General features: G+C 62.0%; 16 protein-coding genes. 5 read left to right on the plus strand and 11 right to left on the minus strand.

Annotated features, from left to right (window positions below):
• Window positions 1-143: 143 nt before the first annotated feature.
• Together JV201_RS23835 and JV201_RS23840 are read left to right on the plus strand one after the other, a co-directional pair.
• Window positions 144-3236 (plus strand): transglycosylase domain-containing protein, encoded by a 3093-nt coding sequence (locus JV201_RS23835; protein ID WP_219406109.1) that lies wholly within the window; start codon window positions 144-146, stop codon window positions 3234-3236.
• 135 nt (window positions 3237-3371) lie between these two features.
• Window positions 3372-8477: an NEL-type E3 ubiquitin ligase domain-containing protein gene (locus JV201_RS23840; RefSeq protein WP_219406110.1), complete on the plus strand. Its 5106-nt coding sequence runs from the start codon at window positions 3372-3374 to the stop codon at window positions 8475-8477.
• Between the two features lie 13 nt (window positions 8478-8490).
• Here JV201_RS23840 and JV201_RS23845 read toward each other — a convergent pair whose 3' ends face one another.
• Genes JV201_RS23845 through JV201_RS23885 form a run of 9 tightly spaced genes read right to left on the minus strand, consistent with a single transcriptional unit; the run spans window position 8491 to window position 16160 of the window.
• Entirely contained in the window at window positions 8491-9462 is a 972-nt protein-coding gene (locus JV201_RS23845) for a fimbrial protein (protein WP_219406111.1), read from the minus strand.
• Between the two features lie 36 nt (window positions 9463-9498).
• Window positions 9499-10032, minus strand: coding sequence for a fimbrial protein (locus JV201_RS23850; protein WP_023659210.1), 534 nt, complete (start codon window positions 10030-10032; stop codon window positions 9499-9501).
• A gap of 11 nt (window positions 10033-10043) precedes the next feature.
• Complete coding sequence (locus JV201_RS23855) at window positions 10044-10523, minus strand: fimbrial protein (RefSeq protein ID WP_177027042.1); 480 nt, start codon at window positions 10521-10523, stop codon at window positions 10044-10046.
• Between the two features lie 14 nt (window positions 10524-10537).
• Window positions 10538-11035, minus strand: a complete 498-nt coding sequence (locus JV201_RS23860; protein WP_219406112.1) for a fimbrial protein — start codon at window positions 11033-11035, stop codon at window positions 10538-10540.
• 10 nt (window positions 11036-11045) lie between these two features.
• The gene (locus JV201_RS23865; RefSeq protein ID WP_219406113.1) at window positions 11046-11627 is read right to left on the minus strand and encodes a fimbrial protein; all 582 of its coding nucleotides are present in this window, start codon (window positions 11625-11627) and stop codon (window positions 11046-11048) included.
• A gap of 21 nt (window positions 11628-11648) precedes the next feature.
• On the minus strand, window positions 11649-12401 hold the full coding sequence (locus JV201_RS23870; protein WP_003216420.1) for a fimbria/pilus periplasmic chaperone: 753 nt from the start codon (window positions 12399-12401) through the stop codon (window positions 11649-11651).
• The gene (locus JV201_RS23875; protein ID WP_219406114.1) at window positions 12398-15010 is read right to left on the minus strand and encodes an outer membrane usher protein; all 2613 of its coding nucleotides are present in this window, start codon (window positions 15008-15010) and stop codon (window positions 12398-12400) included. The genes JV201_RS23870 and JV201_RS23875 overlap by 4 nt, the downstream gene beginning before the upstream one ends.
• Before the next feature lie 16 nt (window positions 15011-15026).
• The gene (locus JV201_RS23880) at window positions 15027-15587 is read right to left on the minus strand and encodes a fimbrial protein (RefSeq protein ID WP_023659209.1); all 561 of its coding nucleotides are present in this window, start codon (window positions 15585-15587) and stop codon (window positions 15027-15029) included.
• 51 nt (window positions 15588-15638) lie between these two features.
• Window positions 15639-16160: a fimbrial protein gene (locus tag JV201_RS23885; protein WP_023659208.1), complete on the minus strand. Its 522-nt coding sequence runs from the start codon at window positions 16158-16160 to the stop codon at window positions 15639-15641.
• Window positions 16161-16700: 540 nt separating this feature from the next.
• Between JV201_RS23885 and JV201_RS23890 the strand changes: the two genes are divergently transcribed.
• Together JV201_RS23890 and JV201_RS23895 are read left to right on the plus strand one after the other, a co-directional pair.
• The gene (locus JV201_RS23890) at window positions 16701-17249 is read left to right on the plus strand and encodes a PadR family transcriptional regulator (protein WP_003216412.1); all 549 of its coding nucleotides are present in this window, start codon (window positions 16701-16703) and stop codon (window positions 17247-17249) included.
• Window positions 17246-17995: a siderophore-interacting protein gene (locus JV201_RS23895; protein WP_003216410.1), complete on the plus strand. Its 750-nt coding sequence runs from the start codon at window positions 17246-17248 to the stop codon at window positions 17993-17995. Before JV201_RS23890 ends, JV201_RS23895 begins: the two co-directional genes overlap by 4 nt.
• Window positions 17996-18066: 71 nt before the next feature.
• On the opposite strand, the gene JV201_RS23900 is transcribed toward JV201_RS23895, so the two are convergent.
• Together JV201_RS23900 and JV201_RS23905 are read right to left on the minus strand one after the other, a co-directional pair.
• Window positions 18067-18708, minus strand: coding sequence for a Pr6Pr family membrane protein (locus JV201_RS23900; protein ID WP_003216408.1), 642 nt, complete (start codon window positions 18706-18708; stop codon window positions 18067-18069).
• A gap of 1 nt (window position 18709) precedes the next feature.
• Complete coding sequence (locus JV201_RS23905; protein ID WP_003216406.1) at window positions 18710-18946, minus strand: VF530 family DNA-binding protein; 237 nt, start codon at window positions 18944-18946, stop codon at window positions 18710-18712.
• 378 nt (window positions 18947-19324) lie between these two features.
• Between JV201_RS23905 and JV201_RS23910 the strand changes: the two genes are divergently transcribed.
• On the plus strand, window positions 19325-21337 hold a 2013-nt coding region (locus JV201_RS23910), incomplete at its 3' end, for a TonB-dependent receptor (RefSeq protein ID WP_219406115.1).

Raw genomic sequence — 21337 nt, forward strand, 5'->3', positions numbered from 1 at the left:
GGTTTTGGGGCTGCTGCGCAGCCCAACGGGGGACAAGCCCCCTCACCACAAACAGCATCACACTCACAAATCCCCCTCACTCGCCCACCACCGTCTAAGCTTCAACCAAGTCCGATCAATCTACGTAAATGGATCAATCGACTATGGGCGCTTTATGGCAAAACGCTTCGACCAAGGCTGCGGTATCCACCGATAGCCCGGATGAACAGCCGTTGCCACAAAGCCCTCCTCCCCGCCGACGGTTGTGGTGGCGGCTGTTCTGGCTGGTGCTGCTGATTGCGCTGATCGCCCTGGGCTTTGCCGCCCTGCGGGAAATGCGCACTTCAAGGTTGCAGGCCAAGACCTTCTCCGACATTGCCTCAACCCTCACCTACCAAATGCATTCGGGCCCCAGCGATGCGCGGGTTTACCCTGGCGCCGGGCCCTTTGACAAGCGCCTGGGCTACAGCGCCCTCGGCGAGTTCCTGCCGCGCTTGATCAAGCGTGACTACCTGATCCAGGCTCAAGCGCGCTTCTCCCCCGACCTGATGGCCTACGCCCAGCGCGGCCTGTTCGTGCCCTACCCGGAAAAGATCCAGGCCGGCCTGACCATCACCGATTGCCGCGCCGCGCCGCTGTATCAGTTCACGTATCCACAACAGTTCTACCCAAGCTTTGCGGCGATCCCGCCGGTGGTGGTCAGCAGCCTGCTGTTTATCGAAGACCGCGACCTGCTGGACCCGAAAAACCCGCAACTCAACCCGGCCGTGGATTGGCCGCGTTTCGCCAAGGCCGCCTGGTCCCAGGTGGCGAAGCTCTTGCACCTGCCCGGCCAGACGGCAGGCGGCAGTACCCTGGCCACGCAGCTGGAAAAATACCGCCACTCGCCCGACGGCCTGACCCTGTCCGGCGGCGAGAAAATCCGCCAGATGATTTCTGCCAGCGTGCGCGCGTATCAGGACGGCCCGCAAACCCTTGCCGCTCGCCAGGACATCGTGCGCGACTACCTCAACAGCGTGCCCCTGTCGGCGGTACCCGGCCATGGCGAAGTGCACGGCATGGCCGAAGGCTTGCGCGTGTGGTACGGCGCCGACTTCAACCAGACAAACGCGCTGCTCATCGGCACCGACCCCAAACAGCTGCCGCAAAAGGGTCTGGCGTTGCGCGAGGTGCTGTCGCTGATGATCGCCCAGCGTCGCCCGTCTCACTATCTGTCCAAGGGCCACAAGGAACTGGCGGACCTCACCGACAGCCACATCCGCCTGCTCGCACAAAACAACGTGATAGACCCGGCGCTGGCCAGCGCAGCCCTCGCCAGCAAAGTCACCTACCGTGACTGGCAGCAACAACCGACGATCCAGCCAATCGAAACCAACAAGGGCATCAGCGTCGCCCGCACTCGCCTGGCCGCCCTGCTCAACCAGCCGCTGTACGACCTCGACCGACTCGATCTCTCTGCCACGAGCACCTTGCAAGCCGACCTGCAAAGCCAGGCCAGCACGTACCTCAAGCAACTCGCCGACCCCGCCTTCGCCGCGCAGATCGGCCTGCTCGGGCCCACGCTGCTGACGCCTGCCAGCACCGCTCAGGTTCGCTACAGTTTCAACCTCTACGAGATGACACCCGACGGTGCCCGCGTGCGCGTGCAAACCGACAGCACCGACCAGCCATTCGACATCAACGAAGGCAGCAAGCTGGAACTGGGTTCAACCGCCAAGCTGCGGGTGATGACCACCTACCTGCAAATCGTCAGCGAACTGCATGATAAATACGCTGCGACACCTGCCGCCGAGCTGCGCAAAGTCCCGGTCGAGGACACGGACCGCATTACCCGCTGGGCCCTCGATTACCTGATCCAGAACAGCGACCGCAACCTGCCGGCCATGCTCGACGCCGCCCTCAATCGCCAATACTCGGCCAACACCGGCGAAGGTTTTTTCACCGGCGGCGGCATGCACCACTTCCACAACTTCCGCAGCCAGGACAACGGTCGCAATCCCACGTTGATCGAAGCCCTGCGCGAGTCGATCAACTTGCCGTTCATTCGCCTGATGCGTGACCTGGTGCGCTACAGCACCTATCACGGTGCGAACAACAGTGCCGAGTTGCTCAAGGACGACAGTGACCCGAGGCGCCAGGAATACCTGGCCAAATTCGCCGACCGCGAAGGCACCACCTTCCTGCTCAAGTTCTGGAAAAAGTACCGCAACAAAGATACCCAGGCGCGCCTCGATACTTTCCTCGATGGCATGCACCCCACCGCCATTCGCCTGGCCGCCGTACACCGCTACCTGCTGCCCAACGCCAGCCAGGCGAGTTTCAACAGCTTCGTCCGCTCGCACTTGAGCAGCGTCAAAAGCCCTGAAAAACTCACCGACGAGCGCCTCGAAAAGCTCTACCAGAATTACGGCCCCGGCGCCTACGACCTGCCTGACCAAGGCTATATCGCCAAGGTTCACCCGCTGGACCTGTGGCTGATGGGCTACCTGCTGAACAACCCCGACGCCACCTTCACCCAGGCCACCGCCGCCAGTGAACACGAGCGCCAGGAGGTTTACAGCTGGCTGTTCAAGAGCCGCCACAAGAGTGCCCGCGACAGCCGCATCCGCACCATGCTGGAGATCGAAGCGTTCCTCGATATTCACCAGCGCTGGCAGAAAGTCGGCTACCCCTTCGACCATCTGGTGCCGTCGCTTGCCACGGCCATCGGCAGCTCCGGCGACCGCCCGGCGGCCCTGGCGGAACTGGTGGGGATCATCCTCAACGATGGCGTACGCCAGCCCACCCTGCGTATCGACAGCCTGCGCTTTGCCGCCGACACCCCGTACGAAACCCGCTTGGTCAACGACCCCAATCGCGGCAAGCGCGTGATGCCTTCCGAGGTGGCCACGGCACTCAAGGGGGCGCTGTCCCAGGTGGTGGACGCGGGCACTGCACGACGCGTGTCCGGCAGTTTCAAACTGGCGGACGGTACGCCGTTGGCCATGGGCGGCAAGACCGGTACCGGCGACAACCGGATCGAAGCCATCGGCGCCGGTGGGCGGATTCTCAGCTCCAAGGCGATCAACCGCACGGCGACCTTCGTGTTCTACATCGGCGAGCATCATTTCGGCACGCTGACCGCCTTCGTCCCCGGCGCTTCGGCCCAGGGTTTCAAGTTCACTTCGGCGTTGCCGGTACAGGTACTCAAGGGCATGGCGCCGATTCTTACGCCCTATCTGCAACCGGGCAACAACAGCTTATGCAGCGTGCGCTGATGGGCCTATCCCTGCGCTTTTCACTTGCGGATTACTGAGGGATCCGCCGCGGTTTCCACCCACTATTCAAACTTATCCGCAGCCGTGCCGGTGCATAGACTCAAGCCTTCTTTTTGAGCTCTACAGGTTGCCCCCATGGCCGACATACCCGACCAGTCCCTGCACCACGCGTTTATCGAAAACGCACTGCCGCACTGGCTGAAAACCACCTCGCCACTCCGCCTGCGCGCACTCAACGACGTCGCCCACCAAGGCATCCGCCACTATCCCCATGCCAGCGCCAGCCAGCATCAAGCGCTCAAGCCCGCGATCGCCGCACACTGGCAGCAGCAGGCTGCGATGGACCAGCGATTCCAGGCATTGACCGACGTGTACGCCTTCGCCGAACCGCTGCTGAAAAATGCCTTGAAGGCCTATGGCGAGATTGACGTCAGAACCACCTGCCTGCGGCTGTATGCCAGCGCCAAAGTTGCCTGGTGGGTGCACGATTTCAATCGTGGGGAGCAAAGCAAAACCCTGTCGCTGCTGGACGTCGCGCTGGCCAACTTTGCCGCCTCGGACACCTTCGTCGACTACGCCTTCCTGTCCGCCGAAGACCCACGCGGGCAGCGGGATACACTGACCTTGCGCCACTCCATCACCGGCGCGGTACTGACCGCTGAACAGTTCAAGCACATCTGCCGCACCCTGGACCTGGGCGCCCGCTACCAGAAAAGCCTGCGCCAGGCCCTGGGGTTCTATGACCCGGCGGTGACCCGGGCCGTGCGCCTGCAGATGATTGCCACTCAGAAGACTGCCCTGGGTACGGCGGCGCACCTGGCCTTGATCAACCGGGACATCGACGCCGATGCCCACGGCGCCGTGCTCGACCTGATCGCCGGCCGCGTCGCGCTGCTGGACGGTCAGGCGCTTGGATGCCATACCCTGAGCCTGATGAACACGGCATTGACCGGCATCCTGTTGCTGTTTGTCCCGCAGCCCACCCGGCCCGTCGGCAAGGTGCTGGTGTACATCCCCGCAGACCCCGAACACCCTCTGAAGCAATACCCTTCGCCTGCGGCCTTCCTCAGCCACCTCACGGAAAAACTGCGGGACAGCCAGCGCTACCAGACCTTCTTCAGCCAGTTCATCGACCACGCCAGGCGCGGTGAATTCTTTGCCGGGCTCATTACACGCTTGAGCCGTGTGCGCTGGCATCAAACCGCCCACACCGACCCGCGCCCCAGCTGGCGCGACACTCCGATCACCCAGCCAAACCTGCAATTCAGCGTGCAGGCTATCGGTGACGATCACGTCAATCGCTCAACGCTCGCCGCCGAAAATGACCTGTGGAATTACCAGTACCGCCTCAAGTTGAACAAGATCGTCAACGATGCCCTGGACATCGCCGTGCCCACCGCCACCGCCGACCGCCACGCGCGCTGGGCCTGGTGGGACAACCTGGAAAAAATCCTCGGGGATATCTTCAATGCGGCGCTGCTGGTGCTGACGCCCTTCGTGCCGCTGCTGGGGGAAGCGATGCTCGCCTACAGCCTGTACCAGATCACCGACGAGGTGTTCGAGGGGATTGTCGATTGGGCCCAGGGGCGCGGTGCCGAGGCGGCGGAGCAAGTGGTCGCGGTGGCCGACAGCGTGATCCAGTTTGCCTTGTTCGGTGCTGCCAGCCAGTTGGGCCATGTCGCACGGCTCAAGCTCAGCCCCTTCGTCGAAGGCTTGCGCCCGGTGGTGCGGGCCGACGGCAGCACGCGCCTGTGGCACCCGGATATTGCGCCCTATGCTGTGAAAAACCTCGACCAGCCGCCCATTGTCGACGGCCTGCACACCCATCGGGGCAAGCAGATCCTCGCGCTGCAAGGTACTCACTTCGAAGTGCAGGCAGACCCTGAAACCGGCGACACGCGTATCGCTCACCCGGAGCGCGCCAACGCCTATCAACCCCTGGTGCGGTTCAACGGCGACGGCGCCTTCGTACATGAAGCCGAGCAACCGCGCACCTGGGACAGCGCCACGCTGATGCGCCGCCTGGGGCCGCGCACGGCGCCCTTCAGCAACCAGCAACTGCAGCAGATGCAACGCATCAGCGGTGCCGACGACGGTGTGCTGCGCAACCTTTACGTGCAAAACCGGCCGACCCCGCCGCTGCTGGAAGCGACCCTCAATCGCTATGAAGCCCAGCGCGCTGCCACACAGACCGTGCACACCATTCGCGCCGGCGCACCGCTGCCGCTGGATGCGACGTCCGCCTGGTTCGAGCAGACCATCACCGAGCTGCCGGGCTGGCCCCAAACCAAGGCATTGGAAGTGTTCGTGCGCTCGGACAAGAGCGGTGACTCCCACAAGTACGCCAACCCGCAGGCATCGCCGGCCGACACGCTGCAACTGAGCCTGGCCGAGGTGATGTCCGGTGAATTGCCGGCGCGGGTGCTGGAGTTTCTCGATGAGCCGTCGATCAAGCAGCTGCTGGGCGGCGACGTGCCGCAAGCACTGCGCGTGCAAACCTTGCGCGATCAACTGGCGGACTCGGTGGCGCGCCAGACCGGTGACATCGCCGACTACATCCATCAGGCCCGCCAGGTCAGCGCCGATCCCCATGAACGCCGTTTGCGCGAACAGGTCAGCCCGCTGGACCGGCCGCTGGCCGACACCCTGCTGGCCGGCACAACCCCGGCCGAACGGCAAACCCTGGACCACCACGTACCGCTGCGCCTGCTCAATCAGGCCAGGGAACTGAGCTTCGCCCAGCACAGTGTCCAGGCCTACGCGGGGTTCTTCCCGCCCTGGGCGATCACCGAAGGTACCGAGCGCCTGGTGCTCAATACCCTCAAGCGCTACAGCGATGGCTTTGGCGACCTGCACCTGCAAATCCGCGATCGCCTGGTCAGCGGTACGCTGCGTTGTGAAGCCGGGCCGGCCGATGCCCGCCGGCGCCGGGTGCTGGTGCGCCAGAACGACGTGGGCTACGAACTGTTCGATCAGCAGGGCCAGCGCCTGCATGGGCCGGATACCCTGTATGAATGCCTGTTGCGCGCGCTGTCCGAAGCGCAGCAACGTGAACTGGGCTACCGGCCCGGCCAGGGCGCCGGGCTCAAGCATTGGCTGATGGAAACCCTCGAACCCCTGGCCGAACGGCGCCGGGTGCTGGCCGAGCCACCGCTGCGCAGTACGGCAGATGTGCAGACCACCACCCTGCTCGGCGGCGCGGCCCTCGGCGGGTTGCGCCGCGCCCAGGAGCACCTGGGCCAGGCCCGCGCCCGGGAGGTGCTGGCCAGTCTGTTCCCGACCCTGGAGGAGGAACGCCTGCAGCGGTTCCTCAATGAGATCGGCCCGGGGCTGAACAACGATGTCCTCAATCGCCTGGTCCTGCAGCGGCACAACCTGTACCGGGAGCTGGAGCAATGGAAGCGCCTGCCCGGCCCCCATCCCAAAAACAGCCGCATGGCCCGGGAGGAAAAACTGCGTAAAAATATCATTGCGCACAAACTCTATCGCTGCTGGGAAGACCGCCTCGCCGAGCACCGCGACGACTTGGGCCAGGTGCAGAGCGGCGCGAGCCTGGACCTCAGCGCCCTCGACCTGCCCGGCAGCCTGCCGCTGCTGGGCAATGGTTTCGAGCACGTCACCCAACTGAAGCTGGCCAACTGCATGTTCAACGACAGCCAGTGGCCCTTTCTGCAGGCATTCCCGTCCCTGCGGGAGCTGGACGTCAGTGCGAACGAACTGACGCGGCTGCCCGAGCCCATCGCCAACATGCGCTACCTGCGCGACCTCAACCTGGGGGAAAACCAGATCACGCTGCTCAACGGCGACGTTGCGCGCCTGAAAAACCTCAAGCACCTGCGCAACCTGAACCTGTACCGCAACCCGCTGACGCAGCCACCGAACATCTCGAAAATGCCGCACCTGCGCCGCCTGTTCCTGAGCCGCACCCCCATCACCCAATGGCCCACCGGGCTGTTTGCCCACCCACGGGAGGAGGGTTTCCTGCTGGACCTGAGCCAAACCCGGATTGATCATGTGCCAGCGCTCATGGCCGATAGCGCCGAGGCCCGGACCGTCGCCCATACCCGCCTGGACCGCAACACCCTGCTCAACGACCAGCGCCTGCTGTACGAGCAGTACCGCGAAGCCGCCGGACTGGACCCCAACCGCAGCTATGAACCCCGTGGAGAGAGCGGCCCGTGGCTGGAACGGGTCAGGCCGCCGTTACTGGGCAGGCGCCAGGAGCTGTGGCAAGCGGTGGAGCGCGAGCACGGTTCCCAGGGTTTGTTCGAGGTGATCAAGGCCCTTGAAGCGCCCGACTTCTTCCAGCGGCCCCAGGACATGGACACCTATTGGGACAATCTTGAAACGTTGCGCGAGCGCGTCTGGCGTTTGCTGGAGGCGGCCCACAACGATACGGCGCTGCGTGAAAAGCTGTTCAAGATGGCCAGTTTTCCCGGCCTGTGCGCCGACGGCAGTGCACAGATTTTCAATGACCTGGGCATCGAAGTGCTGGTCAGCGAAGCCCAGCGTTACTCCGCCTCGGCCAGCGAGCGCGAGGGCAAACTGGTGACGCTGGCAAAGGGCAATGCACGGCTCAAGCAATTGAACCGCATCGCCAGCGAGGACATTGCCCATCGGCTCAAACCCGAAGCCGAAGGCGGCCTCGGCCAATGGCTGCGTTCGCAACGACGGGAGGGCGTGATGGGTAACGTGGACGACGTGGAGGTCTACCTGAGCTACCAGACCTCCCTGGCCAAGCGCCTCGACCTGCCCTGGCTGTCGGAACACATGCTGTACCGCGACACCGGCGACGTAAAACCCACGCAGATCGAACAGGCCTACAGCACGGTGCTGGAGCTGGGCGAAGGCGATGGCCTGGTCAACCAGATGTTGCTGGAGCCCTATTGGGAACAGTACCTGCACGACCACCACCCGAACACCCTTGAGGCCAATGCCCGGCATTTCGACGAACAATGCGCACGCCTTGATGAACTGCAGGAAGCCCAGGCCAGGCTGGCCCAGGCCAATGGCTTGCCTGACGAGCAGAAGGAAGCATTGAGACTCACGCTGAAGGGCCTCGCCGACGCCCTGGGTGTACCGCACCCGCAGGTGCTGACCGGGCAACCCATGACGGACGATAGCTATAACCTGCTGCTCAACGAACTGGGCTACCGCGAAAAACAATGGATGCGCGAGTTGACCCACCAGGCCCTGGAGCGCCACAGCGAACAACGTAACCGCGTCACGCGCCAGGTCTGACCCTATGGGTGTGTCATGGCACACCCATTACCAGTACGCCGCTGCCGTTTAACGGCCCCTCGACAGGCAAGGACCCGGTTCGCTTGACCAGGGCGAACGTTACAACGTCGCTCCCGGAGCTGTTGGTGATACGGGTCAGGAACGAGCCATTGACTCTAACCGCCGCCCCTCCACGGACAAGGGCCGTACCCACGTTCGCATTGCTCATCACCAGCGCATTGGCGTTGAACGAAGACGGCGTGCCTTTGTAGGTAATGGTGATCGGCGTAGTAATCCCCGGGTCCGGGCACCGGTAGGTGAGCGTGTGATCTTTACGAACAGTGGTGGACAGGGGGTCCGTGCCTATCGCCCTCTGATGGACATTGCCGAAGTCGATATTGATCGGCTGGTTATTGTTGATCGTGCACGACGATGGGGAAATGATGAAGTCGTTGTTGGCGATGTACGTGAGCTGCAGGCTCGTGGAGCCGCTATCGTAATTGTTGGTCTGGTCGAGACGTAACACGCCGAGGGTGTCACCTATTCGAATGTCGATAGGGTTGGTCGGGTTGTTGCGGATCAAGATATAAGGAATGACATCGATCGGGATCGGAGTCGTATTGTTAGGCATGGTCGCAATCCGGATACCCGCCGGGATAGGCGTGTCGCGGTACGTGCCGTTTATGCGCAAACCGGTCGTCTGGTTGACGAACTTCGGACCAGGCGACCAGGCCGGGCCGATCCTCGTCCCGGAGGCCCAGTAATCCTGCCGTCCATCCGGGGTATAACTGTCGGGTTCGAAGCGACATTCGATCCTCACCCCGGACAGGAGGATACGCGGCTCATTCATCTCCAGTCGCACATTCACCGGGACCTGCAGGTTCAACGTCCCGCCAATGTTCACCCGTTGCCAATTGCCGCCATTGACTCGGCAATCAGCCGCTTTCACGGTCGTCGTAATGCCAGCCAGGGCAAGCAGCACAACGGCTCCAAATAGTCGTTTCATGTTGTTCTCTTTCATCCCATGCATAACGGTTTACCGTTACGGATAATCCAGCGTAAACGTCGAAGTCACACGGTAGCTGCCGTGCCCGATGGTCTTGTCCCGCAGGGCATCCGGCTCACCCTGCACATAGGCCTTGAGCAGAATGACGTTGTTGCCGGGGCTCAATTTCTGCTCGTCGCCGACCTTGTTCACCGGCACCGGTTTGTCGCTCAGCGTCTCCAAACCCAGCCCGATACCAGAGGCACCACTGCCACCATCCAGGGCGAACAAACCAGGCAGCGCACGGTTTTCCGCACCGTTGAACAGTATGGTCACCGAGTCGCTGATGGTGGTATTGCAGTCATCCAGGTGCAGGGTGAAACGTTTGCCCACTGAGCGCGTGTTGATGTAGAGGTGCTTGCTGGTCAGGTCCCACAGCTCCAGGGTGATGGCTTCATCGCCCGGGCGGATGGTGCAGGCCTGTTCCACCAGGTTGCCCTTGAACCTCAGGTTGTCCACCGCCTGCGCCGTGGCCGCCAGGCCGAAGGTCAGCAGCAGGGCCAGCCCCTTATGAATCATTGCGTGTCGCATACACTCGACTCCTACTGGTATTCAGCCAACAGCGTGGCCACCGCCGTGAACCCTTGGGCCTTCAGGACCGAACCCGGCCGTTTGACCGGCACCACTTCCAATGTCGGCGGTGCCGCCAGGCTGATGTCCAGCGGCGTGTTGAGGCGAAACGGCGCGTTGTTCTGATACATCCGAATCCCCAGGTCAGGCGCAGTGGTCTGCAGGGCGGCGTTATCAAAAGTCGTCTCTGTGCCCTTGACGCTCAGCTTCAACAACCACGGCAGCGTGGAGGCGCCGCAGCGGATGGTGTAGCCGACGGCCCTGCGGTATTTCACGCCATCGACGCGCTTGGTGCCGACATCCCCGAAATCGACTTCAATCGTGCTGCCCGAATCAATCGTGCAGGGCGGCGGCTCGTTCAGCGTTCCGTTGAACGTCAGGTTGGCCGACGCACCACTGCAAAAGCCGATGGAACACAAGGCGAGCAACGCTCGCTGCGGCCAACTTGTCATTGATCGTTTCCTCATTATTGGTACTCGATCACCAGGGTGGCGGCGGTCGCAAAGGCCCCTCCGGTCAACGTGCTGCCCGCGCGCTTCACCGGCACTGCCTGCACGGCTGGAAAGGTCGGATGGGTAAACCTGAGCGGCGTGTTCAGCGGCCAGTCCACCCCATTGGCGAATAGCTTGATACCCAGGTCGGTCTTGGGGGTCGAGAGCACTTTGTTATCAAACCCGGCCGCCGCGCCCTTGAGTTCCAGGGCCATCGCGTTGCTGTAAACGGGGGGACTGCAGGTGACGGTATACGGCACGTCCCGTCGATAATTCACGCCATCAATCCGCGACGTCAGCAGGTCATTGCCGAACGGCACATTCAGCGTGCCCCCGCTGTTAATCACGCATGGCGGCGGCGCGATGATCACCGCGCGGATCGTCAGGTTGGTATCGGCCTGCACGCCCTGGCTGACCGCCCACAGCAGTCCCGCACCGATAAAAATGGCCCGCGGGCCGGTTAACCTGGTCATTGTTCTGCCCTTACTCATAATTGAGCCTGAAATCCACCACGGCCCGGAATGCACCGCTGGTCAGGGGTGCCGGGGTGCGCGTGGGCTGGACGTTCCAGGTCTGCGTGTTGCGGCCCAAGGGCAAGAACAACGGCTCGCCCCTTGAACCCAGCTGTACATCGCGCCCCTGGGAATCGGTCAGGCGCAGGCCCATCCCGGTGATGCCTTGCACCTTGACCAGCCGTGGATCATCGGCATCGGCCGGCGCAATGAACGCGACCGACAGCACCGGTTGATAGGCGCTCCATGTCAGGTTTCCCGTGCGCTCACTGGCGATGCGGCCGGCAGTGCGCCGACAATCCTCGAACAGCAGTTGAAAGGCCACGGAGGTCGCCTGGTCACCCGGCCGTTGCAACTGGCTGGCCGATACCGGGCCCAGGTCAATCGTCTGGTGCAGGGATGCCATCTCCAGGCTGCAGGGGGTTTCGTGCATGGACCCGAGAATGTTGAGCATCCCGACCATGCCCTCCACATCCTCGTCATCCGCGGCGTGCGCCGGCCCCATCAGGGCCAGCAACAGACCGCCCAAGACCTTCACTGTGTGCAACTTCATGACGTTCTCCGGCAGCAGGCACTACTGATTGGCCACAGACAGTTGCGTGTTCACCTTGCATGTCTCGCCACTGCAGGTGAACGCCAGCAGCGGACGGCCACCGTAATCATTCACGTAGGACAAATAGGGGGTGGTGCCGAGCTCCTTGGCAGTCGGCCCCAGGGCCTGCGTGCCTTTGGGCGGGACCATCACCGGCTCGAAGCCCGGTATGGTCTTGCCGTCCTTGCTGCTGCGCGCATCCACCAGGGTCACGTAGTAAGGCGTGGGGTTATTCACCTGGTAGTGATCGCCTTGCCGGGTAAGGGTCAGCTTTTCCTGCCATGGGTTGGACAGGTCCTGCTGGGTGGGGGTAATTGCCTGCGGCCGGTAAAACAATTTGATCCGGGTTTGCAGGGCGATTTGCAGGGTGTTGGGCTTGTCGCTGCGCGGCGGAATTTCCCGCAGGTTGAAGTAGTAGACCGTCTCCCGATCCTGGGGCAGCGATTTGGCGGCCGGCAACGCCTGGACTTTTACCTGGCTTTGCTTGCCGGGCTCCAGGCGTTGGACCGGTGGCAGCACGATCAACGGCGAGGTGATCTTGTTGCCCTCTTCATCCTCGATCCAGCCCTGGGCCAGATACGGCAACTGGGGGTTGTTGTTGGTGATGTTGACGCTGGTTGCGTCTTTGCCACCGTCGAAAATCACGCGGGTACGGTCCAGGCCGACAGCGGCGTTGGCGCTCTGGCTCAAGACCGCCAGCAGCAGTGCATAGGTAAAACGTGTGCTGTGTTTCATGAGGATGGGTTCTCCATAGTGTTTCGCTGGCCGGTCAGGCTGGCTGGCTCGGGTGAGGCTTGATCGACGGCTACCCTCTGGCAGCGCAGTTGCAGGGCATCGGTGAACGCATCCGTTGGCAACTCGACAGGCAGCGTCAGGACGCAACGCTCGGTGCCGCCCCAGCTGACGATCATCTGCTCGCCGGCCTGAATGCCGCTCAGGTAGACATCCCCGCCGTCATTCACCACCCCGGTGTCCTGCTGCTTGCGGTTTTTCACCGTGGCGCCGAAGGGCGGTGCGCTGCCATCCGGCAGGCGAAGAACCGCCATGGCCTTCTGGCCGGAAATCACTTCCAGGGATCGGTAGCCAATGGCCCCCTCGGTGAGGGTCAGTTGCGTCACGGATTGAGTGGCCTCGACATCGCTGGGCAATTTCTCCAAGTCAACACTGGCCGCCGTACGCTGGTAGCTGGTGATGTCGGAGATGACCGCCTTGCCGAACGCGTTGCTGCGGGTCGGCGTGCCGTAGCCCCGCACGGGCACATCGGGCACACCGGCGGTATCGACCAGCAGCCGGGTTCCGCCGGTACTGGTGGTTCGATGCAGCGCCCCGCCGTAAGGAGTGAGCGTGCCGCCGCCACGCACGGATGCGCTGAGGGTGCGGTTATTGCCTTGTTGCGTCGTGGCGCTGAGGTCGATGTCGGCCTGGTCACCAATATGGCTCAGGTAGCCGCTGGCCGAGGTGTCGCTGGCACTGACCTGGTAGCTGTTACGTTCATCCAGGCGATCGGCGTAGCGTGTGGTAAAGCTGTTTTTGCCGCCGGCCCTGTTGGCATCCATCGACAGGGTGCCGGTGGGTCCCAATGGCAGGCTGACCGTCAGCGCTGCTCCGTTGTCCTTATATTGGTATTCATGGGTGCGATATAAATTCAGCGACAGGCTCATGTTCCTGACAGAGCCCACGTTGAAGTAACGAGACGCCGACAGGTTCCAGCGCTGGGTGTCCGGCCGGTTCCAATAGGTTTGTTTGTTGTAGCTGGCATACACCGTGGTGTTCAGATCGCGGAACTGTTTGTTCACCGTGACCGTATACAGCGCCTTGTTACCGCCAATGGGTTTCCAGTGTTCAATGAAGTTACCGTCTTCATCGAACACGCCGCGCCCACCCAATTCACCGTTCAACCCATAGTGCCGAGCATCCAGGTATTGGCTCATGCTCAAGTAGTTCTTCTCGGAGAACCGGTAACCGGCGAAGGTGACCTGGCTGTCGTACTCTTCAAAGTTCTTGGAATATTGAAGGCGGTAGGATTTGCCCGAAAGTGTCTGGTTCCACAGGCTGGCGCGAGACTGGGTGACGTCCAGGGAAACGGCCCCGAACGCCAGCAAATCCCGCCCCGCCCCCACCGACAGCGCACGGTAGTTGTTATCCGTTATCGCACCGCCCAGCAGCGACCAACCATTGCTGATTCCCCAGGAAAACTCGCCGGTGCCGAAAAAGTCACCGTGGGGGTGGTACTGCAGGTTGGACGGTCGCCCGGCAGACAGCTTGTAACGAACCTGCCCGGGACGCGTCAGGTAGGGAACGCCTGCCGTATCGAGCTGGAATTTCTGTACCGAACCGTCCTGCTCCTCGACCCGCACATCCAGCGTGCCGGACACGGCGTCGTTAAGGTCCTGGATCCGAAAAGGGCCTGCCGCCACCAGCGTTTCATAGAGCACACGCCCCTGCTGGCTGATGACAACCTTTGCATTGGTCTTGGCCACCCCGACCACTTCCGGTGCATAGCCCCGCAGGTTGGGCGGCAGCTGGCTTTCGTCTGACTTGAGCCCGGCACCGGTAAAGCGGAAGCTGTCGAACAGGTCCGAATACAGGTAGTCCTCGCCCAACACCAGGCGTGCCTTCAGCGCAGGAATGGCGCGATATGCGTAATAGCGACTCCACTCCAGTTTTTGCCGGCTGGCCTGCGCCTCGCGGTCTTTCTCGACACGCCCTTGCCAATCCGCCCGCAGGCGCCAGGCCCCGGCATTGGCCCCGAGTGTGCCGTTACCGCTGAGGTCATTGCGCGTACCGTCACCTTTGCGGTAGCTGGACTGCGCCGTCATGTTGTAGTCGACCAGCAGCCCCGGCACCCCCTCGTCCCAACGTGACGGCGGGTCCCAGTTGATGGCGCTGTATTCCAGGTAGGCCTGGGGAAGGTTGATGTCCAGGGTGGACGTGCCCAGGTCGGCACTGACTTCCATGCCGGGCAAGCCCGTGACATCCAGGCACTGCCCGCCCTTCCACCACTTCAGCTGGTCAGCACCGGACGCCTTGAGGCCCAGTTGCTCGACAAGCTCGCGCGATAAACAGGGCACACTGCCTTTGGGATCATCATCGGGGGCAAAGAACGCCACCGATTGTTCAGATATAGGTTGGGTATTGAGCTGGACCACCATCGAGTAGGTGCCAGGCAAGATAAACCCACTGCGTGCAAACTGAGACAGGTCAATATTGGAGCGATCAATCAGATCAAGAACGTCGGTATTAAACTCAATATCCCCGGCGCCCATTGCAGTTCCAGCCAGTGATATCAACCCGCCAAAGAGGCTGGGGCGCAGCGTATTCATGACTTTCGACGTATTCAACATACACGCAACTCAATCTTCAAAAGTATTCCAACTTGAACCGCACTGCCGCGCGGTGAGCCCCTGCCAACAGCGGCACTCCGTTGCCCACCAGGCGGAGCCTGTAATGAAGTGTCATGTCGCCATCAACCACCGGCAGCAGCGCCATCGGCACTCCCGGCACACTCACCTGGCCAGCGGCGTCCTCAATATGGAAAGCAACCCCCTGCGAGGCCCCAAAGGCCGCAAAGGTGCGCCCGCCCATATCGCTGGGCCCGTCGAACGTCACGCGAAGATGCTCCCAGTCCGGCAGCGTTTCGCCGGGGCGCAGCGGGTCGGGACGCGTCACGGTGCAGTTGACCAGCCGTAGCTGGAACGGCTGCATTTGCCCCGCGCCCTCTCGCAACAGGCGGCCGATGGGTTCGGGAGGCATGTCGATGGTCTGATCGGCAGTGACCGCTTCCAGCCCGCAGGCCGAGTCGATGATCTCGCCTCCCAGCGTGACGAGCCCATCGCCTTGCACACGCGTCTGCGCGGCATCACAAGGGCTGATGAACAACGTCAATGAAGAGGCAATAGCGAGACTTATGAATGTTTTCACCTTGATCTCCCGCCAGTTTTCCCCCGCCACCAGTGGTGGCGGGGGAAACACTTACTGATAAGCCAAGGTGAAGTTGGTGACCGCGCTGAAATCACCAGGAACGATGTCGCCTGTCGCCTGGCCTTGTACGTAGGCACCGAACTGCAGGGTGTTATTACCGGCAACAATGGCCTGCGGAGTGGTTGGCACGCCCAGCTCAATCGCTTTGCCGCCGTGGGTCATCATGATGCCGATGCCGCCCGCGCTGCCGACCGTGCCGATGCCGCCAGGCACAACGCTGGACGGTGCACCGGTGAAGGTAGTGGTCACGGTGTTATCGGTGAGGCCAGACAGGTCGCACCCTTCAAGCTCGATCGCCACGGGGCGGGCGGTGGACTTGCCGCCGGATTGCAACTGATGCTTTGCAATAGCGCCAAGTGCAACTGACTGATCCACAGACTCAGGCTTGATAGAGCAAGCACCCGAATGGACCGAACCGGTAAATGTAATCGTCCCGTCCGCCGCATTAGCAACAGAGATCGAACCCGCCAACAGGCCGACAGTCAACAGCGCAGCTTTTACTTTAGTCTTCATTTGCAGAGGCTCACATGTATTAAAAATCAAAACGAAATCCTGGCTTAGTTGCGCACAGGACTTAATTAACCCAGCGCCAGAACAATTTCCTGAAGCAATGGAAATCGGATGCTTTCCAATTACTTGTATTGCAATTCAGGAGTTCGTTCGAGGCCGAGCAATTATCCATTTCGATTTTGAATATGAAAGCCGGTCGATTCGCTTATTCACGTAGCCTTGTCACACCAAGACACATAGGAAAATTATGGCAATTTGCCAAAACTTTTGAATCAACCGTAAGAAACGGACTACATCAACTTAACGAGAATGATTTAGTGCAGAACAAGTCCGTAAGAATAGGATTACATATTATAAAAAACAACAGTAATTACTGGGGCGCGCCAACTAACAAGTTGGCGAATATGTCGAAAGGGTCAGTGCGCTGATCGGCCCGTTTCGAGTCCCGTCTCACAAGACGCGAGATGACCGTTCGTCTGCCGGGGTTGCGGCGGCAATAAGATATATCTTACGTTGTATCTAAACCAAACGAGAGCACCCGAAATGAGAGACCATCATTCACACCGCGACCCCGGTGACAGCCGCGACGGCTTCGACAAACGTCCAGGCCGCGAGCGCGGCGGCCGTGGCCCACGGGTCTTCGCCCCCGGCGACCTGAAACTGCTGCTGCCGGCGCTGATCGCCGAACAGCCGTGCCATGGCTACGACCTGATTCGCCGGATCGAGACCCTGTTCGACGGCGCCTACAGCCCCAGCCCCGGCGTGATCTACCCCACGCTGACCTTTCTCGAAGAAAGCGAACTGATTACCGGCGACGCCGAAGACGGAAAAAAACGCTACACAATCACCGACGCCGGTCGTCTCTTCTTAAGCGAACAGGCGGTTGCCCTCGAAGGCATTCGCATGCGCATGGATGTGAGCAAACGTTCGCTGCGGGGCCAGGACCGTCCGCCGGAAATCCACGAGGCGGTGCATAACCTGCGCCACGCCTTGCATTCGCACCACGGGCGCTGGAGCCCGGAAGAAATCGTTCGTGTCGCGGCGCTGCTCAACAGCACCGCCCAAGCCATTGCCGACGGGAAAGCTCAATGAATACCCAAGCCATCCACCGCGTGACCCACGAAATCAAACGCCGCCGCCTCGAAGTGCTGCGGGTGGTCGACATCACCCCGCGCATGCGCCGCATCACCCTGGGCGGGCCGGAACTGGCGGGCTTTATCAGCCTGGGCAGTGACGATCACATCAAGCTGCTGTTCCCACAGAACGCCGCCGAACAAGCGGCGCTGGACAGCCCCGACTTCAACCTGCGCGGCGACGGCCCGCAACCCGCCATGCGCGACTACACCCCACGCCGGTACGACCTGGACATCGGCGAGCTGGACATCGACTTCGTGCTGCATGGCGATGGCCCTGCCTCCACCTGGGCCGAGCAGGCCAAGGTCGGTCAGCACCTGCACATCGGCGGGCCGCGTGGCTCGATGATCGTGCCGGATATCTTCGACAGCTACCTGTTGATCGGCGATGAAACCGCGATTCCGGCGATTGCCCGGCGCCTGGACGAATTGCCGGCGGGGCGCAAGGTATTGGCGGTGATAGAGATCGCCAATGCGGCGGAACAGCAGCCGCTGGCCAGCGCTGCCGAAGTGGAAGTGATCTGGGTGGTGCGCGGCCAGGATGACCTGCTCGAGACGGTGCACAACCTGACGCTGCCGGACGGTTCGCTGTACAGCTTTGTCGCCACCGAGAGCAAGCTGTCGCGCCAGGTACGGCGGGTGCTGCTGGACACGCACAACGTCAATGAGGCATTCCTCAAGGCCGTGGGTTACTGGCAACAGTGATCCCTGTAGGAGGGAGCTTGCTCGCGAAGAACCTGAGAGCGCCGCGTTAAACCAGACACACTGCGTTATCGTTAACGTTCTTCGCGAGCAAGCTCGCTCCTACAGATTTTATCCAGCCCCACCACCCCCAGAGCAATCAGCACAAACCCCACCAGAATCCCCCCGGCATTGATGAACACCTGTGGATAACCCAGGGTGTCCACGTTAATGAACGGGTACTGATACAGCCCCCACACATACCCGCGCAACAACGCATAGGCGAAGTACACCACCGGGTAAATCACCCACAGCCCGATGTGTTTGAGGCGCAGACTGCCCTTGGGCACGCACCACCACCAATACGCGACAAACACCAACGGCATCACGTCGTGCAGCAGCTCGTCCGCCACAAACTGCACCCCCGCAGGCTGCCACATGTGGCGCAACAACAGGCTGTAGGCGAGGCTGACCACGACAATGCTCACGGCAATCCCGCTGCTGACTACGGGCCCGAGGAAGAACCGGCTCGCCGCGGTTGGCCGTTGCACCCACGCATGGGTCAACACCACCGCCACCAGGGTGTTGGTGAGCACGGTGAAGAAGCTGAAGAAATTCACCAGGCCCGGCAACAGGCTGGCGCCATCGACCCAGCGGAAGTAGAAAATGATGTACTGCTGCAGCGCCAGGCCGGCCCAACCGCCGAGGGCTGCGAGGCCGATAAGGTGACGTTTCACCTCAGTCCTCGACCGGTCGCTTGGTGCGCATCAACTTCACGTACAAACCTTCGACCTTCTCACGCGCCCACGGGGTCTTGCGCAGGAACGACAGGCTCGACTTGATGCTCGGGTCACTGGAAAAACAGCGGATGTTGATGCGCTCGGCCAGGCCTTCCCATTGGTAATGCGCCACCAGCGCGGTGAGGACCTGTTCCAGGGTGACGCCGTGCAGTGGGTCTTTGTTTGTCGCGGTCATGCCGGGCCTTTTGTGCAGAAAAGAAGAAAACGAAGCCGCGCACCTTAGCGGACGGACCGTGCGGGTGGAAGCGTTGCCTTCACTATAGGCCACTGTTCGATCGTTACCGCGCTCTGGGTGGGAATGCCGAATTGGATGCTCTGCGTCCCGCGGTCGACGCAAGTTTTAACCCTGCGCAATGGTGACGCAGAGCGTCACGGCATGCATTTCCACGCAGAGCGTGGGAACGATCAGCGTGGGAGTGATCGAGCGGGGTTTGGGAAAGTTCCCCTTGGCAGGGAAAAAAGTGATGTTATATTGTAACGATAACTATCAAAGGGTATCGAATCCCTTACCGTTTGCAGCCTTCTCTTTTTGCCGTTTGCCAAGGAACGACCGATGTCCCTCTCTTCTCTCTGGCGCCTCACCCCGCTGGCCGCCGCCCTGTTGATCACCTCCCAGGCCAACGCCCTGGAACTGCAACCTCAAGTCATCACCGGCAACCCGCTGGGCAGCGAAACCCTCGCTTCTCCCACCACCGTGCTGGAAGGCGATGACCTGACCCTGCAACAAAAAGGCAGCCTGGGTGAAACCCTGAACAAGCAGCCCGGTGTGTCGTCGTCGTACTTCGGCCCGGGGGCCAGCCGGCCGATCATTCGTGGCCAGGATGGTGACCGCATTCGCCTCCTGCGCAACGGAGTCGGCGCGCTGGATGCCTCGTCGTTGTCCTATGACCACGCCGTGCCGCTGGACCCGGTCAACGTCGACCGCATCGAAATCGTGCGTGGCCCGGCCGCCCTGCTCTATGGCGGCAGCGCCATCGGCGGCGTGGTCAATACCTTCGACAACCGCATCCCCACCGAAGCCATCGAAGGCATTCACGGTGCTGGTGAATTGCGCTACGGCGGCGCCGACACCACCCGCAGCAGCGCCGGCAAACTGGAAGCCGGCAACGGCACCTTCGCCTTGCACCTGGACGCCAGCGCGCGGGAATTCAACGACCTGAAAATCCCCGGCTTTGCCCGCAGCCGCCATGCACCGCCAAGCGACGACGGTGAAGGCAAGAACGGTCGCCTCGGCAACAGCGACGGACGCCAGGACGGTGGTGCAGTCGGCGGTTCCTACACTTGGGACGACGGTTACGCCGGGCTGTCCTACAGCAACTACGACAGCAACTACGGCTCCCCGGCCGAGCAGGACGTGCGCATCCGCATGAAGCAGGATCACTACGCCTTTGCGTCCGAAATCCGCAACCTGCAAGGCCCGTTCACCTCGGTCAAACTCGACGCCGGCTATACCGACTACAAGCACATGGAAATCGAAGGCGGCGAGACCGGCACCACCTTCAAGAACAAGGGCTACGAAGCCCGGGTGGAAGCGCGACACTTGCCGATCGGGCCGTTCAACGGCGTGGTGGGCGCCCAAGTCAGTCGCAATGAATTCTCGGCCCTGGGTGAAGAAGCCTTCGTGCCGCAGACCGATACCAACGCCGGCGCGCTGTTTATCCTCGAAGAAATGCAGGCCACCGAGCGCCTCAAGCTGAGCCTCGGCGGGCGCCTGGAACACACCAACGTCGACCCGGACGGCAAAGGCAACGCACGCTTCGCCAATGCCGACAAATCCGCCGACTTCACCGCCGGCAGCCTGTCGTCCGGCGCGGTGTACACCCTCACGCCGATCTGGTCCCTGGCCGCCACCCTCGGCTACACCGAACGTGCCCCGACCTTCTACGAGCTGTATGCCAACGGCGCTCACGTCGCCACCGGCACCTATGAACTGGGCGACGCCAACCTGTCGAAAGAAAAAGCCGTGTCCAGCGACCTGGCGCTGCGCTTCGACAACGGCACCCACAAGGGCAGCTTCGGCGTGTTCTACAGCCACTTCTCCAACTACATCGGCCTGCTGGGCAGCGGTCGCACCTTGAATGACGAAGGCGAGGAAGACGCCGGCGGCATCCCTGAGTACAAATATTCCGGTGTGCGTGCGCGTTTCGCAGGCTTTGAAGCCCAGGATCACATCAAGCTGGGGGAAGGTGCCTACGGCAAGTTCGCGCTGGAACTGTCGGGCGACTACACCCGTGCAACCAACCTGGACACGGGTGAAGCGTTGCCCCGCATTGCGCCGTTGCGTTTGAACAGCGGCCTCTTGTGGGAACTGGATCGCTGGCAGGCGCGGATTGACGTTGAACACGCGGCGGGCCAGGGGCGGGTGCCGGATAACGAAAGCGGTACCGACGGCTACACCACGTTGGGCGCCAGCGCCGGCTACCGCTTCAATGTCGGCGGCAGCCAGTGGCTGGCGTTCGTCAACGGCGAGAACCTGACGAACCAGACCGTGCGCTACGCCAGTTCGATCCTGCGGGACATCGCCCCGGCGCCGGGTCGAAGTGTGCAGGTCGGTCTGCGCACCACC

This window comes from Pseudomonas sp. Colony2, assembly GCF_019382755.1.
Taxonomy (GTDB): Bacteria; Pseudomonadota; Gammaproteobacteria; order Pseudomonadales; family Pseudomonadaceae; genus Aquipseudomonas.